Origin of the sequence: Formosa sp. S-31, assembly GCF_051172795.1 — a bacterium.
Taxonomy (GTDB): Bacteria; Bacteroidota; Bacteroidia; order Flavobacteriales; family Flavobacteriaceae; genus Formosa.
Genome location: NZ_JAENDK010000002.1, coordinates 219361 through 237332, shown reverse-complemented (window position 1 = coordinate 237332; position 17972 = coordinate 219361). Strand labels below are relative to the sequence as shown.

Below are 17972 nucleotides of genomic sequence, written 5' to 3'. Positions count from 1 at the left end.
GGTTTAGGTCTAGCGAGTTAAAAATAAACTAATATTATTTACCTTCGTTTTTCAGATAAAAAAACTATGAAATATAAAATTTTAAAGGAAGATATTGTTTACAACGATTATTTCAAAATAAAAAAGGCTACACTTTTACACGATACATTTAATAGTGATACTCAAATCGAAGTTGTAAGGCAAAGCTTTGAACGTGGAAATGCCATTGCGATAGTATTGGTTGAGAAAGATACCGCCTCTGTTTTATTAATCAATCAGTTTCGATATCCTATAGTGACTGACCCGAACTGCGACGGCTGGTTACTGGAAATTGTAGCAGGGTCTATAGAAGGCGATGAAGATCCTGAATTATGTGCTCGTCGTGAAGTAGAAGAAGAAATAGGCTATCAGGTAAAAAACATGGAGTTTATCGGGGAATATTTTGTTTCACCTGGGGGTGCATCAGAAAAAGTTAATGCCTTTTATGCCGAAGTCCATTCAACCGATAAAATTTTTGAAGGCGGTGGTCTAGATACCGAACAGGAAGACATTCAACTAGTAAAAATTCCGCTTTCAGCAATACGAGAAAAATTAAATTCAAACGCTATTAAAGATGCTAAAACGATAATTGCACTGCAATGGATGCTCTTAAATAAGTCGTATTAAATTCAATTTCAAATTGTAATGGAACCTTTAGATAATATTTATTCACAAAATAATTCAACGACTTATAAGATGCACGCTTTGCCTGTGTTTATACCTTAACATTTGTTAACAAGTTACATTTTTAAAAGTCATAAATAGTTGTATTTTTACACCTAATAAAACCAAACTGTTAATGGGTAAAATCATTGCTATTGCAAACCAAAAAGGAGGTGTTGGAAAAACTACAACTTCTGTTAACTTAGCCGCCTCCTTAGGAGTACTTGAAAAGAAAGTTTTACTTATTGATGCCGATCCCCAGGCCAATGCTACTTCGGGTTTAGGTATTGATGTTGAATCTGTTGAAATTGGAACCTACCAGTTACTAGAACATACAGCTACCGCTAAAGAAGCTATTCTTGAAACAGAAACCCCGAATTTAGATATCATTGCAGCACATATAGATCTTGTTGCTATTGAAATTGAGTTGGTAGATAAAGACCAACGGGAATATATGCTAAAACGCGCTCTGGAAGAAGTAAAAGACGAGTACGATTATATTTTAATAGACTGTGCTCCTTCTTTAGGCCTGTTAACCCTAAATGCATTAACGGCCGCCGATTCGGTAATTATTCCAATACAGTGCGAATATTTTGCCTTGGAAGGTTTAGGAAAATTATTAAACACCGTAAAAAGTGTTCAGAAAATACACAATCCAGAATTGGATATAGAAGGGTTATTACTAACCATGTACGATTCGCGTTTACGTTTATCTAATCAGGTTGTAGAAGAAGTACAGAAACACTTCAACGATATGGTTTTTAAAACAATTATTCAGCGTAACGTACGTTTAAGTGAAGCACCAAGTTTTGGTGAAAGTATTATTAATTTTGATGCAAGTAGTAAAGGCGCAATAAACTATTTAAGTTTAGCTAAAGAAATCATCACAAAAAATTCTTAGAGACAACCATGGCGAAGGCAGTAAAGAAACAAGCATTAGGAAGAGGTTTATCTGCATTATTAAAAGACCCAAGTAACGATATAAATTCTGTACAGGACAAAAACGCCGATAAAGTTATTGGCAATATTGTAGAATTAGAATTGAGTTCGATTGAAATGAACCCATTTCAGCCCCGTACTAATTTTAATGAAGAATCCCTTAGAGAATTAGCGACTTCTATTAAAGAACTTGGAGTTATCCAACCTATTACCGTACGTAAATTAAATTTCGGTAAATATCAGTTGGTATCTGGAGAGCGCCGTTTCAGGGCCTCTCAATCTATAGGTCTGGAAACCGTTCCGGCTTATATTAGAATTGCAAACGACCAGGAGTCTTTAGAAATGGCTCTTGTAGAAAATATTCAGCGTCAGGATTTAGATCCAATAGAAATTGCCTTATCGTACCAACGTTTAATAGACGAAATTAATTTAACTCAGGAACAAATGAGTGAGCGCGTTGGTAAAAAACGTTCTACCATTGCCAACTATTTACGTCTTTTAAAACTGGACCCTATTATTCAAACCGGTATGCGTGATGGTTTTATTTCCATGGGTCATGGTCGCGCTATTATCAATATCGAAGACCAAAACATCCAGTTAGAGATTTACGAAAAAATCCTGGAAAATAAATTATCAGTACGTGATACCGAAACGCTGGTAAGAACTTTTAACGAAACTCAGGAGGTTGAAGTTCCGGCTACACCTACAAAAAAAGAAGTGGAAACCCCGAAATTTGTAAAGACCAGTATCAAGGATTTTTCAGATTATTTCGGACATAAAATAGACATTAAAGTATCGAAGAACGGGAAAGGTAAAATTACCATTCCATTTCATTCGGAAGAAGATTTTAATCGTATAAAAAAACTGGTACAGAGTGCAAAGTAAATCTCTTATATCTGTAGTATTTACGCTCCTTTTTTGTTTACATAGCATTGCCCAAGAAAACGACAAAGAGTCCAAAACGGACGCCATAAAGTCGACAGATTCTTTAAGTATAGAAACCCAAACCAGTCCCGCAAAAAGCGCCAAATTAGAATCTAATTATATAGATCCTTTAGCACCTTCACGGGCTGCGTTTTATTCTGCAGTACTCCCTGGTTTAGGTCAGGCATACAACAAGAAATACTGGAAAATTCCCATTGTTTACGCCGCTTTAGGTACGGGTATTTATTTTTATATAGATAATAATAATGCTTATAACAGATATCGTGATGCCTACAAACGGCGATTAGCCGGCTATACTGATGATGAATTTTACGATAAACTATCTACAGATGGTTTGCAAAACGCTCAAAAACAACTCAGACGAAATAAAGAAATGTCTCTGCTAATCACAATAGGGCTCTATGCCCTGCAAATTGTAGATGCCAATGTTGATGCCCATTTAATGCAATTTAACATAGACGACAATTTAAGTTTAGCACCACATTATAATTATAACGAGATGGAAAATTGTTCCAATCTCGGACTCACCTTTAACTTTAAATTTTAAAACATGAAAATTGCATTATTAGGATACGGAAAAATGGGTAAAACCATAGAACAAATTGCATTAGACCGTGGACATGAAATCGTAATAAAAGCAAGTATCGAACAACCGGACTACGACATCACTACAGCCGATGTAGCTATAGACTTTAGTATTCCAGATGCCGCGGTTGGAAATATATCTAATTGCTTAAACAATAATGTACCTGTCGTTTCCGGTACTACAGGATGGTTACAGGATTACGATAAAATGACAGCCTTATGCGAAGAGAAAAAAGGCGCGTTTATATATGCTTCAAACTTTAGTTTAGGTGTAAATATCTTTTTTGAATTAAACAAAACTCTGGCCAAAATGATGAGTGCTCTGGATCAGTATAATATTTCGATGGAAGAAGTTCACCATACCCAAAAACTGGACGAACCAAGCGGTACTGCAATATCTCTGGCCAACGACATTATCTCTGAACACGCTACTTACAACCAATGGGCTTTAAATGAAGCCGAAGGCACTGCTATTCCTATTGTAGCCAAACGTATTCCTGAAGTACCGGGAACACATGTTGTTACTTACGATAGTCCAGTAGACTCTATTACTATAGAACACAAAGCTCATAACCGACAAGGCTTTGCCTTAGGTGCCGTTATAGCTGCTGAATGGCTGGTTGGAAAAACCGGGGTTTACAGCATGAAAGATGTGTTAAATATTGGTTAATTAAACACAATACAGTAACAGTGCTGCTTATAAATATACTTACTTTTATAACTAACTAAATTTTACCTGTAAGGTAATCTACAATCTTATAAATTATGACTTTAACACAGTGGTTTATCTTTTTTATTATCGTCCAAATTATTCACGCTTTAGGTACATGGAAGTTATATATTAAAGCGGGCAGAAACGCCTGGGAAGCCTTTATTCCTGTTTATAATGCCGTAATTTTAATGAAGATAATAAACAGACCCTGGTGGTGGACCATCTTGCTGTTTTTACCTATTGTTAACCTAATTATGTTTCCGGTTGTATGGGTAGAAACCGCCAGAAGTTTTGGTAAACATACGACTCTGGATACTGTTTTAGCTGTGGTGAGCCTTGGGTTTTACAATTATTACCTAAACTACGCTACCGATGTTAGTTATATTAAAGATAGAAGCCTGGAACCAAGAACCAGCCTTGGTGACTGGGTAAATTCCATTTTATTTGCTATAGTTGCTGCAACTATAGTTCACACCTATATTATTCAGCCGTTTACGATCCCAACTTCATCGTTGGAAAAATCCCTTTTAATAGGTGATTTCCTTTTTGTCAGTAAATTGAATTATGGTCCTCGAATTCCTATGACCACACTGGCTTTGCCAATGGTTCATGACTCGATTCCTAAAACTAAACTTAAATCGTACGTAGCAGACGATAATTTAGCAACCAAAGAGAAATCACTTAAAAATAAAACTTTATTACCTTATTTACGTTTACCAGGCTTTCAGGACATTAAGCGTAATGATATCGTTGTTTTTAACTGGCCCGTAGATACGGTACAGGTATTTTTTAAAAATCCGGATCGTAATTACTGGAAGCCTATAGACAAACAATCCAATTACGTTAAGCGTTGTGTCGGTTTGCCAGGTGACTCGTTGGAAGTGAGAAATGGTTTTGTATACATTAACGGAAAGCAAAATGTATTACCGGATCGCGCTAAATTACAGTTCAGCTATTTAGTTCAACCTAAAACCCATCAATTTAATCCAAAAGAATTAGCAGATCGTTACGGTATTACCGATCGTTTTGGAATCATAAACGACAAGAACACATATATGTTCATGTCGATTACAGATGAAGCTGTTGCTAAATTTAAAAATCATCCAAACGTTGAAAGCATTACCCCTATTAAAGAACAAAAAGGAGTAAGAGATGCGAATATCTTTCCACACGATCCTAATTACAACTGGAATAATGATTTCTTCGGGCCCTTATATATTCCTGAAGAAGGCAAAACCATTAAATTAAATCTGGAAGTATTACCTCTATATAAACGCGTTATTACAGAATACGAAGGAAATACTTTAAAAGTTAAAGGAAACCAGATTTACATCAATGACAAGCTAGCAGATTCCTATACCTTCAAACAGAATTATTACTGGATGATGGGAGATAACAGACACAACTCTCAGGATGCAAGAGCTTGGGGCTTTGTTCCGTTCGACCACGTAGTAGGAAAGCCTGTATTTATCTGGATGAGCTGGGATCAAAACGGCAAACCACGTTGGGACCGTTTCTTTACTACCGTTCATGGTAGTGGTAAACCCGTGTCTTATTTAATTCCTGCATTAATTGCCGCCGTTTTATTATACGGTTTCAGTATCTGGAGAAAACGTAAAAAAGAAAACGCCTAAATTTTAAGGTCTTCTCTGTATGAGTATACTTTTACACCCCACTTATTTTCCAAATATTGCACATATGGCTGCCATGGCGCAAAGCAATTGTGTACTATTTGAGAAAGAAGATAATTTTTCAAAGCAAACTTTCAGAACGAGAACTTATATCTATGCTGCTAACGGCGAATTGTTATTAAATATTCCGGTAGTATACTCGCAAAAAAATCGTCAGAAATACAAAGATATTCTGGTATCTCACGACACAAAATGGCAAGGTATACACTGGAAATCTTTACTTTCAGCCTATAAAACATCTCCGTTTTTTGAATATTATGAAGACGAATTACAACCGCTTTTTGAGCTTCCGGTAAAGTACCTTCTTGATTTTAACTTAAAATGTTTTGATGTCATTTGCGACTGTCTACAGTTTTACCCCGAGATTGACTTTACCACAGAATATCAACACGAATTACAGGGCATCACGGATTTAAGACATCTTGTTGAACGCAAATCCAATTCACAATTTCAAAACGAACCTTACACTCAGGTTTTTGATACAAAACACGGTTTTAAACCAAATTTAAGCATACTGGACTTACTTTTTAATGAAGGACCAAATGCGCTGCATTATCTGGAACAGCAAAATGTAAAATTTTAAACCATGCTGCAAACCTGTATTCATTATGGAATACACTTTCTGGGGCCACTACTGATAGCTTTTTTATGCTATAAACAAAACTGGAAACACGCTTATTTAATAATGCTTTGTGGTATGCTGATTGACTTAGATCATCTTTTGGCTACTCCTGTGTTTAGCCCGGGACGCTGCAGTATAAACTTTCATCCGCTCCACTCCTACTGGGCCATTGCTGTTTATATCCTCCTATTAATGCCAAAATCCACCAGACTTATTGCTCTGGGCCTGGTAATACATATTCTTGCAGATAGCGTAGATTGTTATTTAATGCAAACTTAAACTGGCCATTACAGGGTAATGATCCGAATATAGAACATTGAAAGTTTTAAAATCGCGAACAGCAAATGCTTCATCAGAAAATATAAAGTCAATACGCACCGGATAAAATTTAAACTCGTAAGTCTTACCGAAACCCTCTCCGGCTACTTTAAAAGTATCCGTCAAATCCCCCTTAATTTTTCTATACACATAAGAACTTGCTGTATTATTAAGGTCGCCAGTAATTAACATTTTATATTTACACGCAGTTATATGCTCGAGCAACAATTCGGCCTGTTCCTGCTGTATGGAGAACGAATTCCCTATACTTTTCAATAAGCGCTCGGAATCCTGCTTTTTTAATTCTTCAACCTGAGTATTTATACGCAAAGATTGCAAATGAAAATTATAGACTCTTATCGTGTCTTCACCTTTAACCACATCCGCATAAATAGCATTATTTGGTGTATTTGGAAACGTAATAGATCCAGAATTAACTATAGGAAATCGCGAAAATATAGCCTGTCCAAAAAGTTTATGCTCTCCCGCTAGCTGGACATAATTATGTTTGTACTGAGAAAAATCAACACGCTTTTGTTCCGGGTGAAATTCCTGTATACACAAAATATCGGGACTCGCTTCCTGTACCAAACTGCTAATCTCCTGCTCAACATCTTTATCTTCTATCCATTTATAAATATTAAACAAACGTACATTGTAACTCATTACAGAGATTGTAGTTTCATTTTCATTTTTTTCTGAAGCTCTTTCTGAGGAAAATTTATAAAATGAGCCCAGATTAAAATAGCCTATAACTAAAACCAGTGCCGATAACAACAATTGCTTTTTTAGCTTTAACAGCCAGTATAAAACAAACAGCCCATTTATAAGCATTAATAACGGCACCATTAAACTGAGTACAGACAGTAAAGCAAAATGTTTAGGTGGAATATATGGTAACAGATATGATAATAGAAGAAGTGTCGCTAAAACAGAGTTGATTATAAAAATAAATTTATCAATAATGTTTAGCTTCCTCATGGTATTATTTGCCGGCCTTAAATAAAAATTCTTTTTCCTCTTTATTTAAGCTGTCGTAGCCGCTTTTTTTTATTTTATCCAGAATAAGATCTATCCGTTTTTGCTTGTTGAACGAATTAAACTCTTCACTGCTATACCCTGCATAATCTTGTTTCTTGCGTTTGTGTACCGTTTTTAGCGGCGATTTTTTCGACTTCTTAAACCAGCCTCCAATTGATGCTATTATACTTTCAAACCCTTTACCTATATCATGGCCCTTTTTATATTCCACCGCATACAAATATCCTAAAGCTGCTCCCCCAATATGGGCCAGATTACCGCCTGCATTTGTACCGAAAACACCAATAACATCCATGGCAACAATTCCTGCTGCAATATACCACAGCTTAATATTAAAAGTAAAAAAACGAACCTGAGTATGGGGCATATAGGCACATACAAAAATTAAAAGTGCACGCACTGCTGCTGAAGCGCCAACCAAACGATTACCTGAAGTGAAAACACCTGGCAAAAGATTATAGCCCAGTAAAAACAATAATCCTCCAGCCATGGCTCCTAAAAAATAAATATTTAAGGCCAGTTTTTTACTGAACAGGTTTAAAAACATTTGCCCAATAAAATACAGCCATAACATATTAAATAGCAAATGAATGAAATCGTAATGCACAAAAGCGTAGGTAATAATACTCCAGGGCTTAACCAGTAATTTAGAAACAGCACTAGGTAACTCAAACCAGCTTAAACTGGAATGGTAAGGCAAAGACCCTGCAAGCGCCTGAATAATAAAACCAACAAAAAAAACAATAACATTTATGGCTATTATCTTTTCCAAGACATTTAAATGTGTTAGTTTTTGCTTAATATCTTGATTTAGGGTTGTCATATTTTAATCCCATCTATGGTTATTAAATTGTGTTTTCTTCCAGTACCACATAATTAAAAATCCGGTTAAAGCCCCTCCGACGTGCGCTACATAGGCCGTGTTACTCGGACTAAATATAGATTGCCCTGTAATGGCCGAAAACAAGTCTAAAGCAATTATACCCGGAATAAAATACTTGGCTTTAATTGGAATTGGCAAAAATATAAGCATTAATTTCGATTCAGGATATAACATACCAAAAGCCACCAGCACGCCCATTATGGCACCTGAAGCTCCAACCATAGTTCCGTTAAACACACTAATAAACTTACCAAGCTCCTCGCTCGATAATGCTTGTTGCCAGCGCGTATCGTAACGTGCGTAGCCAGAGCGTAAGGTATTTAAAGTTTCATTAGCATCGAAACCTGCTTCAGTTAAAGTATTCATCCCCGAATAAAACTGAAAATAATAATAACCCAGCATTAATAAGGCGGCCCCAAGACCTGAAGATAAATAGAAAAACAAAAACTTTTTCCCTCCAAACCGTTGCTCTACAGGCGTACCAAACATCCAGAGCGCAAACATATTAAACAGAATATGCATAAACCCGCCATGCATAAACATGTGGGTGAAAATCTGCCAGGGCTGAAAGGCTTCATTCTTTGGGAAATGTAAAGCAAACCAATCATAAAATAAGGTACCTCCGCCAACAACCATAGTACCAATAAACACGATTACATTAATTATAATCAGGTGCTTTACTGTTTCGGAAATTCTATTCATAAATATTTTATTTGCTTTAAGTTACATAAATTTTTTATCCAATTCGTCAACAGTCATCGTAATAAATGTAGGTCTGTTAGCTGGCGATACATTAGGCTCTTTACAGGCAAATAAACTATTTACCAGATGTTCCTGTTCCGTCTGCGATAAAGACTGCCCAGATTTAATAGCCAGACTTTTAGCCAGAGATTTTGCTAACAAATCGGCCACACTAAAATGCGCATCAGGCACCCCTTGTTCTACATCGCTGATAAGCTGATCGAGTATAATGCTCACTTCACTTTCTGGAACGTTAATAGGCAATCCTATGACTTCAAAACCGTTTTTATCGAAATTCTGAAATACAAATCCGGCATGTTCCAGATCTTCTTTTAACTGTTTTACAATATCTAACTCCTGTTTTGAAAATGTTAACTGTAACGGAAATAATAATTGCTGACTTACCGTGTTTTTTCCGGTGATATGCTGAAGAAAATCTTCATATAATACGCGTTGATGTGCCCGGTGCTGATCGATAACCAACATCCCCGATTTAATGGCACTAAATACATATTTATTGTGAATCTGATATGTAGATTGTTTCGTAGTTATCTGCGATTCATCGAACATAGAAACGGTAGTCTCGGAACTTTCAAACTCCACTTCACTAAAATCCTGTTGTGACTTTGTTCCCTTCGATTCCAATCCTACATACAAACTTTCCCAACTTGCTGCAGGCGTTTCTCGTTTAGAGGAAAAAGACTGCGAAGACACCTTTGGCTTGGACAGAGTTGAAACTTTTGTCGTTTCATCGTTAAACGGATTAAACGTGCGATCTACCTCTATTGTGGGTGTACTCGCCTGCTTTTCTGAATACTCGTAAGGGGTATCCAAATTGGCATCCCTTTCAAAATCTAGTACAGGAGCTATATTAAACTGTCCCAAACTGTGTTTTACCGAAGCTCTTAAAATGGCGTACAAGGTATGTTCATCGTCGAATTTGATTTCGGTTTTTGTCGGGTGTATATTAATATCTATAGATTGCGGATTCACTTCCAGATTTAAAAAATAACTGGCATGAGCCCCTTCTTTAATCAGGCCTTCGAAAGCCGAAGAAATAGCGTGATTTAAATAAGCGCTTTTTATAAATCTGTGATTTACAAAAAAGAACTGCTCGCCTCTCGATTTTTTAGCATATTCCGGTTTCCCTACAAATCCCGAAATTTTCAATACTTCGGTATCTTCGTTTACAGGAACTAACTTTTCGTTGGTTTTAGGACCTAAAATATTAACGATACGCTGCCTGTAATTGCTCTGAGGCAAATTAAAAACCTCCGAACCATTATGATACATCACAAAACCAATATTAGGATGTGCGAGTGCCACACGCTGAAATTCTTCCATGATATGACGAATTTCGACGGTGTTGGATTTTAAAAAGTTACGACGCGCCGGTATATTAAAAAACAAATGTTTTACTGCTATCGAAGTTCCTTTTGGTGTTACCACGGCTTCCTGACTCACGACTTCACTCCCCTCTATGGTTATCGCTGTACCAACTTCGTCCTGTTCCTGTTTGGTTTTAAGCTCGACATGCGCAATCGCAGCAATACTTGCCAGAGCTTCCCCCCTGAATCCTTTGGTGTTTAACTGGAATAAATCTTCTGCCGAACGTATTTTTGAAGTGGCATGACGTTCAAAACTTAAACGTGCATCTGTAACACTCATGCCTACACCATCGTCGATAACCTGAACCAGAGTTTTTCCTGCATCTTTTACCAGTAATTTTATGGTCTCGGCTTTGGCATCTATGGCATTTTCTAATAATTCTTTTACTACTGAAGCCGGACGTTGTACCACCTCTCCCGCTGCTATCTGGTTAGCAACGTGGTCTGGTAAAAGTTGAATAATGTCTGCCATGTATTTATTTTGAAAAAAATATGGATAAATCAAATTCTATAATAAATAGAAAAATGAGAATCAATATTACTACTATAATTAAAATTCGTCTGTTAGCCTCCTTATCAGGCGACTCTTTTAACTCTTCTATAGCCGTTTTAAATTTTGTTTTTATGCCACCTGCCGGTCCCACTGTTTTGCGGTATCCGTCAAATTTATGTTTCATTTCAAAAGGACTCCCCTCTTCAGCACCTTTATAAAACCGTGGTGTGTAAGTAAATTTCTTGTTCTTGCGTCTACTAAAAATCCCCATAATCCTACATTTCGTAATTACTTAGAACATACCATAAAATTATAATTAAAGCCAAAAGGAGCAACCAACGCCATATAGCGTTAGCCCTTTTACCTTTATGCTTTCTCGATTGTTTAATGTCCTGCCATTTCGAGGACATATCTTCAGACGCCTTTTTGTTGTCTTCCTGAAATTTAGGCTTATAATTAAACGATTTGTTTTTACGCTGATTAAATAAATTCACTGTTTTAAAATCGACTATTTCTTTTGTTTCAAATGTACTTAAAATTGGGTAGAAAGGCGAATCTCGATTCCAAAAAAATGTTAACAAAGCCCCTAAAACACTATAAACTTAATGGGTTACAGTTTCTATTTTTATTCATTTATAATCACAGTATTGTCAATCCCCCCTTTAATATCACACTCCCAGATGTAAAAAGGAATAGTAGCATAGGCTAAATTGCGCTTAATACACGCCATGTTACGGAAAAGGAAACTATCGAATTACCCCTACATAAAAATACCTGACTGATAATTATCATTGTCCCCGGTTTTTATTAATTGTAACTTAAAGTAAGCGGATAACTTGAGTGCTTTTTAATACCTGGAAATCATGTATACTAAGAAAAACCCTAATATAGACATAGGAAGAAATAGCAGCATCTATTTTGCTATCGGGTTAAATATTATGCTGTTTTTTACTTGGCGTGCTTTAGAATATAAAACCATGGAACACGAACCTGAAGCTATTGAAAATGTAAGAATTGAACCCGATTTACAGGAGGACATTCCTATTACTAAAATTGAAGTAGCCTTACCACCGCCACCTGTAGCTGTAAGTTCCAGTATACAAGTCATCGAGTCGACTGCGGAAATTGTTGAAACGATAATAGAAAGTACAGAATCGTCTCAGGAGATAGCCATTGCCCCAAAAACATCTAACGAAGGTGTAATAGCGGTAAGCGATGTTAAAGTGGAAGAAGTTGAAGAAGACGTAAAAGTACCTTTTGCAATTATTGAAAAAGTTCCCGTATTTCCCGGTTGTGAAGGTCTCAGTAATCAGGAAGCAAAAGCCTGTTTTCAAATGAAAATGATGGAGCATATAAAAACCAATATTAAATACCCTGAATTAGCCTTAGAATTAGGACTTCAAGGCCGGGTAAATGTGGTATTTGAAATTGATACCAAAGGAAAAGTTACAGGAATAAAATCCAGAGGACCTGACAAAAACCTTGAAAAAGAAGCCGAACGTATTGTGGGGCTTTTACCAAAAATGACTCCAGGTGAGCAACGTGGTGTTCCGGTAAAAGTGTCTTATGCCGTTCCCATTATTTTTAAATATCAGGACTAAAAAAGTATTCCATTACTTTCAGTATATATAAAATGAAAAGCGCCCCGACTGGGGCGCTTTTCTCGCTATTAATCAACACTAAAGTAACTAATTATCATTAATTACTATGTTTTATTACCTGGAGTAAATCCTGTTTCTGAACCACTCCGGATTGTCTCCAAACTTGATTTCCAGATTTATACAATACTAATGTAGGTACACCTCTTACTTGCAATTTTGATGCCAGTTCCTGATTTTTATCTACATCTATTTTCAATATTGTAATCTCATCGCCCAAGGTCGCTTTTAAGTCTTTTAAAATAGGACTCATAGCTTTACATGGACCACACCACTCCGCAAAAAAATCAACCAAAACAGGTTTATCTTGTTTAATAAGTTCTGAAAAACGACTCATAATACATTCCCATTTTTATTTTGCGACTGCAAAAGTACAACCTTTTTACAATATCGCAATAGTAGTTAACTAATATTTAATACTTTACCTTATTTTTTAAGGGTAGACGGACACACATAATCGGTTAAAGGAATACCAGCTTCTCGTATTGCTTTCATACCTCCAGCTACATCAACTAAGTTGTGATATCCACGACTTTTTAATATTGAAGCTGCAATTACCGAACGATACCCTCCCGCACAATGTACGTAAAACGGCTCTTCTTTTGGTATTTCTGATAAATGCTCGTTTATAAATTCTAAAGAAGCATTTTTTGCATCCTTAATATGTTCAGATACAAATTCAGAATCCTTTCTTACATCGAATACATTTAATTTATCTTTCTCCAGACGCTCTTTAAAGGTTTCTGCTGAAATTGATGAAATCGTATCGTATTCCTTACCTTCGGCTTTCCAGGCCTCAAATCCACCTTTTAAATAGCCTAATGTATTATCGAAACCTACACGAGACAAACGAATAACCGCTTCTTCTTCCATACCCGGATCGGTTACCAGTAAAATCGGCTGCTTTACATCTTTAATTAAAGCACCTACCCAAGGGGCAAAACCACCTTGTAAACCTATAAAAATTGAACGTGGAATATGTCCCTTCACAAAATCATCCTGATGACGTACATCCAGTACCAAAGCTTCAACAGTATTCGCTACCGTTTCAAATTCATTTGGTGATAAGGCTTTCGTTCCTTTTTCAATTACGGTATCTATATTTTCATACCCTTCTTTATTCATCTTCACATTTAAAGGAAAATATTGTGGTGGAGGCGCTAAACCATCGGTAACTTCTTTAATGAATTCTTCTTTAGTCATATCTGCTCTTAAAGCATAATTCATTTTTTTCTGGTTCCCTAAAGTATCGACCGTCTCCTTCATCATATTTTTTCCACAGGCTGAACCAGCTCCATGACCAGGGTAAACTATTACGTCGTCTGCCAGTGGCATAATTTTAGTTCTTAAACTATCAAACAAGAAACCAGCTAAATCATCCTGAGTAATATCGCCTTTCTGTGCCAGATCCGGACGGCCTACATCTCCCAAAAACAAAGTATCTCCACTAAAAATAGCGTAATCCTTTCCGTTTTCATCCTTTAAAAGGTAAGTAGAACTTTCCATGGTATGCCCCGGAGTATGTAATACTTTAATTGTAACATCTCCCAATTTAAACTCCTGTCCATCTTCGGCTATAATCGCATCGAACGAAGGCGTTGCCGAAGGGCCATAAATAATTGGAGCTCCAGTACGTTCTGATAAGGTAACATGTCCGCTAACAAAATCGGCGTGGAAATGTGTTTCGAAAATATATTTAATTTTCGCACCTTCCTTTTCAGCGCGTTTAATATAGGGGTCTACTTCGCGAAGCGGATCAATTATAGCCACTTCTCCTTTACTTTCTATATAGTATGCGCCTTGCGCTAAACATCCTGTATATATTTGATCTACTTTCATATTTATAAATTTAGTGTTCTTCAAAATTAATAATGTTTTTAATTTGGCAACGTAACCTGAGTTACAATACTAATTCCTTAATTAGAATATAGACACCCATAACGAGTACAAACCAGCCAAATCCTCGTTTTAATTTATCGCCTTCTATATTATTAGACAGGAAACTTCCCAATAGAATACCTACTACAGACAAACCTGTAAAAGATAACAGGAATACCCAGTCTATATTTATGTTTCCGATATCACCGATAAACCCTATTAAGGAATTTACGGAAATGATAAAAAGTGAAGTACCTACCGCTTTTTTCATGGATAAGTTCCCCAAAACAATTAATGCCGGAATAATGATAAACCCGCCTCCAGCACCAACTAAACCGGTAAAAAAGCCGATAACAATAGCCTGGTTTAAAATGAGTAGATTACTTAACCTACGCTTTTTGGTTTCTTCTTCCTCATCTCTGCTTTTCGGTTTTAGCATAGTTACAGAAGCAATTACCATCATAATAGCAAATAATACCATAATGGCAATGTCTTTGGTAAAGGCATACCCGCCGAATTCGAAAATGACTTCCGGTATAGCACCAATCAAGTACTTTCTTGTAATATATACCATGGTAAAGGCCGGAATAGCAAAAACTGCAGCTATTTTTAAATCGACAAGACCTTTCTGAAAATTCTTAAAGGCACCAAAACTTGCTGAAGTACCAACTACAAATAAAGAATATGCTGTAGCTGTAATAGGATTAATCCCTAATAAATACACTAAAATAGGAACAGTTAAAATAGAACCACCTCCACCGGTAAGCCCTAAGACCAGACCGATAACAAGCGCTCCCACATAACCTAAAATTTGAGTAACTTCCATTGATTGCTTTTTCGTGCAAAAGTACTGTTTAGATCCACTTTTACCCGTAACAAAAGTTACAAATTCTTTTAAAGGTCTAAAACCTGAATATGATTTCGCATTAATTTAATTGTACCGTCGTTTTCCAGTTTTTTTAACAATCTGGATATCACGACTCTGGAAGTATGCAAATCCTGAGCTATTTCATAATGTGTTACCTGAATATGGTCATCATGATTTACCATAGCTTTATCTCTAAGATATTTTAACAGGCGTTCGTCCATTTTCAAAAAGGCAATGGTATCTATCGCTTCCAGTAACTCCTTCATACGTTCGTGATAACTCTGTAATATAAAGTTCTGCCAGCTTTTATATTTCCCCATCCACTCGGTCATTTTCTCTACCGGAACCATAATTAAAGTCGCATCGGTTTCGGCAATAGCACGAATTTCACTCTTAGTATTGCCCATACAACAGGTAATACTCATGGCACAGGTATCTCCCGTTTCTATGAAATACAATAATAATTCATCGCCTTTATCGTCTTCACGAAGAATTTTAATCGCTCCACTAAAAAGTAAAGGCATAAACTTTATTGGTTCTCCAATATCCATTAAAGACGTCCCGGAAGGAATTTCTTTAAACAGTCCTACCTGATTAATTTCCTTAAGTAAATCGTCTTCAAACAAATACCCATAATGCCTTTTTAGTGCTTCAATCATAACCTTGTTTTTATGCCTATAAAGATACTTATAAGCTTTTATATATAGACAAAAACTCCTTTTTAACTACTATAAAATTTCAGTCCCTTCCTAAAACAAATAAGGGCAGCAAATTAAAATCGCCACCCTTATTTTATAGTAAAATGTATGTGTGTTACAAATGTATTACCAGAAATACCAGTAGAATAATCCAGTGATAACTAGGATAATTACTGAATGAATAACATCCCAATGATTCCAGGAATCTCTGTCGCTTTGTAATTCTGCTTTTGTAGCTGTACCGAATACAAGTCCTTTGATTTTAGTTTCGTCTGGAGCTTCAGTCATTAAACTCACTACCACTACCACTAAAATACAGAATAAGAACATCCAGCCACAGAAGAATAACCAGTTAAGGTCGTAGAACAGATATTTAAACGTAGAATCAGCCACTTCACCTGCATTGGTATAATATACCTTAGCACCTAGACGAGTAAGACCAATAATAAGTCCGGAAATTAATCCCCACATACCACCTAGTGCCGATGTACGTTTCCAGGTAATACCTAATAAGAATGCTGCTGCAATACCAGGCGCTAATACCGATTGTACATCCTGTAAATACGTATACAATACATCACCTACACTACGCATAATAGGAATCCATAAAATACCTAATATAACAACTACCAGCGTAGCCATTTGTCCAATACGAACTAATTTAGTCTCTGGTGTATTTGGTTTAATTTTCTTATAGAAATCTATGGTAAATAACATAGCCGATGAGTTAAATAACGAGGCTAAAGAACTCATTAAAGCTGCCAAAATACCACAAACTACTAAACCTTTAACTCCTGCAGGTAATAACTTCGCTACTAATGTAGGGAACGCCGCATCTGCATTGGCCACTCCATTAGGTAAATATGGTAAGAAACCTTCTGCTCCTGCTCCAACATGTTTCTGGTGAATAGCATAGGCAATCATACCAGGGATTAAGAATAAAAATACAGGAAGTAATTTTAAATACGCTCCGAAAATTGTACCACGTCTCGCTTCTTTTAAATTCTTACCAGATAATACACGCTGTACAATATACTGGTCGGTACACCAGTACCAGAATCCGATAATAGAAGATCCAATTAAAGCGCCTAACCATGGGAAATCCGGATCGTTGTTACTACGGATTAAATTTACCATCGTATCACCATAATCATTCACAGGTTTAGCCCCTGCTATTTCAATCATCTGCTCCCAGCCTCCTAATTCTTTAAGACCTAAAACCACAATAATTAAAGATCCTAATAATAAAATCGGAGTTTGTAATACCGAAGTATATAATACCGAACGCATCCCACCAAAAATGGTGTAAAGCGCTGTAATTACAACTAAACCAATAGCCGCTATCCAGAAGAAATCAATTCCCCAAAGTTCTTCAATACCGAACACTTGCTGGAATACTAATCCACCAGCATAAACGGTTACTGCTACTTTGGTTAATACATAACTGATTAATGAGATAACAGATAATATGGTTCTTGACTGCGGATTATAACGTCGCTCTAAAAATTCAGGCATCGTATATACCATACTTCTCGAATAAAACGGTACGAATACCCAACCGAGAATTAAAATCATCCAGCCCTGGATTTCCCAGTGTGCCATGGCCATACCACTGGATGCACCAGCACCGGCAAGACCAATTAAATGTTCAGATCCAATATTGGATGCAAAAATAGAGGTACCAATAGCAATCCATGTTGCATCTTTTCCTCCTAGGAAATAATCTTCAGAACTTTGCTGTTTTTGTTTAACAACGTAAACAATAACACCAATTAATAAAATAGCAAAAACACCAATTACTACCCAGTCTAACGTTTGTAAAGCTTGCATA

At 36.4% G+C, this 17972-nt stretch carries 20 protein-coding genes; 9 read left to right on the top strand and 11 right to left on the bottom strand.

Going from position 1 to position 17972, the window contains the following annotated elements; all coding sequences use genetic code 11:
- The first annotated feature begins 66 nt into the window (after positions 1-66).
- From I3217_RS01180 to I3217_RS01145, 8 genes are all read left to right on the top strand, one after another.
- The gene (locus tag I3217_RS01180) at positions 67-645 is read left to right on the top strand and encodes an NUDIX domain-containing protein (RefSeq protein WP_435047891.1); all 579 of its coding nucleotides are present in this window, start codon (positions 67-69) and stop codon (positions 643-645) included.
- A gap of 172 nt (positions 646-817) precedes the next feature.
- On the top strand, positions 818-1582 hold the full coding sequence (locus I3217_RS01175; protein ID WP_435047890.1) for a ParA family protein: 765 nt from the start codon (positions 818-820) through the stop codon (positions 1580-1582).
- Between the two features lie 8 nt (positions 1583-1590).
- Positions 1591-2505, top strand: a complete 915-nt coding sequence (locus I3217_RS01170) for a ParB/RepB/Spo0J family partition protein (protein ID WP_435047889.1) — start codon at positions 1591-1593, stop codon at positions 2503-2505.
- Complete coding sequence (locus I3217_RS01165; RefSeq protein ID WP_435047888.1) at positions 2495-3112, top strand: DUF5683 domain-containing protein; 618 nt, start codon at positions 2495-2497, stop codon at positions 3110-3112. The genes I3217_RS01170 and I3217_RS01165 overlap by 11 nt, the downstream gene beginning before the upstream one ends.
- Before the next feature lie 3 nt (positions 3113-3115).
- A complete protein-coding gene (gene dapB, locus I3217_RS01160; protein ID WP_435047887.1) occupies positions 3116-3820 on the top strand; it encodes a 4-hydroxy-tetrahydrodipicolinate reductase in 705 nt (234 codons plus the stop codon).
- A gap of 95 nt (positions 3821-3915) precedes the next feature.
- Positions 3916-5496: a signal peptidase I gene (lepB, locus tag I3217_RS01155; RefSeq protein ID WP_435047886.1), complete on the top strand. Its 1581-nt coding sequence runs from the start codon at positions 3916-3918 to the stop codon at positions 5494-5496.
- A 19-nt stretch (positions 5497-5515) separates the two neighbouring features.
- On the top strand, positions 5516-6136 hold the full coding sequence (locus tag I3217_RS01150; RefSeq protein WP_435047885.1) for a WbqC family protein: 621 nt from the start codon (positions 5516-5518) through the stop codon (positions 6134-6136).
- Positions 6137-6139: 3 nt separating this feature from the next.
- Complete coding sequence (locus tag I3217_RS01145; RefSeq protein ID WP_435047884.1) at positions 6140-6454, top strand: DUF6122 family protein; 315 nt, start codon at positions 6140-6142, stop codon at positions 6452-6454.
- Here I3217_RS01145 and I3217_RS01140 read toward each other — a convergent pair.
- From I3217_RS01140 to I3217_RS01115, 6 genes are read right to left on the bottom strand one after another with little or no spacing between them, the layout of a single operon-like run.
- On the bottom strand, positions 6440-7474 hold the full coding sequence (locus I3217_RS01140; RefSeq protein ID WP_435047883.1) for an endonuclease/exonuclease/phosphatase family protein: 1035 nt from the start codon (positions 7472-7474) through the stop codon (positions 6440-6442). The two genes, I3217_RS01145 and I3217_RS01140, sit on opposite strands and share 15 nt — an antisense overlap.
- Positions 7475-7478: 4 nt before the next feature.
- Positions 7479-8357: a rhomboid family intramembrane serine protease gene (locus I3217_RS01135; protein WP_435047882.1), complete on the bottom strand. Its 879-nt coding sequence runs from the start codon at positions 8355-8357 to the stop codon at positions 7479-7481.
- A gap of 3 nt (positions 8358-8360) precedes the next feature.
- Complete coding sequence (locus I3217_RS01130; RefSeq protein ID WP_435047881.1) at positions 8361-9119, bottom strand: rhomboid family intramembrane serine protease; 759 nt, start codon at positions 9117-9119, stop codon at positions 8361-8363.
- A 21-nt stretch (positions 9120-9140) separates the two neighbouring features.
- Positions 9141-11018: a DNA mismatch repair endonuclease MutL gene (gene mutL, locus I3217_RS01125; protein WP_435047880.1), complete on the bottom strand. Its 1878-nt coding sequence runs from the start codon at positions 11016-11018 to the stop codon at positions 9141-9143.
- Positions 11019-11022: 4 nt separating this feature from the next.
- Positions 11023-11310, bottom strand: a complete 288-nt coding sequence (locus I3217_RS01120; protein WP_435047879.1) for a riboflavin synthase subunit beta — start codon at positions 11308-11310, stop codon at positions 11023-11025.
- A gap of 4 nt (positions 11311-11314) precedes the next feature.
- The gene (locus I3217_RS01115) at positions 11315-11533 is read right to left on the bottom strand and encodes a hypothetical protein (protein ID WP_435047878.1); all 219 of its coding nucleotides are present in this window, start codon (positions 11531-11533) and stop codon (positions 11315-11317) included.
- Between the two features lie 369 nt (positions 11534-11902).
- Here I3217_RS01115 and I3217_RS01110 point away from each other — a divergent pair, with 369 nt between their 5' ends.
- Complete coding sequence (locus I3217_RS01110) at positions 11903-12640, top strand: energy transducer TonB (protein WP_435047877.1); 738 nt, start codon at positions 11903-11905, stop codon at positions 12638-12640.
- A gap of 97 nt (positions 12641-12737) precedes the next feature.
- On the opposite strand, the gene trxA is transcribed toward I3217_RS01110, so the two are convergent.
- The 5 genes from trxA to I3217_RS01085 all read right to left on the bottom strand — a co-directional run bounded on the left by trxA (position 12738) and on the right by I3217_RS01085 (position 17971).
- On the bottom strand, positions 12738-13034 hold the full coding sequence (gene trxA, locus I3217_RS01105; protein WP_435047876.1) for a thioredoxin: 297 nt from the start codon (positions 13032-13034) through the stop codon (positions 12738-12740).
- Between the two features lie 89 nt (positions 13035-13123).
- Positions 13124-14536, bottom strand: a complete 1413-nt coding sequence (locus I3217_RS01100) for an MBL fold metallo-hydrolase (RefSeq protein ID WP_435047875.1) — start codon at positions 14534-14536, stop codon at positions 13124-13126.
- 61 nt (positions 14537-14597) lie between these two features.
- On the bottom strand, positions 14598-15401 hold the full coding sequence (locus I3217_RS01095) for a sulfite exporter TauE/SafE family protein (RefSeq protein ID WP_435047874.1): 804 nt from the start codon (positions 15399-15401) through the stop codon (positions 14598-14600).
- Between the two features lie 68 nt (positions 15402-15469).
- A complete protein-coding gene (locus I3217_RS01090) occupies positions 15470-16102 on the bottom strand; it encodes a Crp/Fnr family transcriptional regulator (protein ID WP_435047873.1) in 633 nt (210 codons plus the stop codon).
- Positions 16103-16267: 165 nt separating this feature from the next.
- Positions 16268-17971 carry a sodium:solute symporter gene (locus I3217_RS01085; protein WP_435047872.1) on the bottom strand — a complete coding sequence of 568 codons (1704 nt, stop codon included), beginning with the start codon at positions 17969-17971 and terminating at the stop codon, positions 16268-16270.
- Between the last annotated feature and the right edge of the window lies 1 nt (position 17972).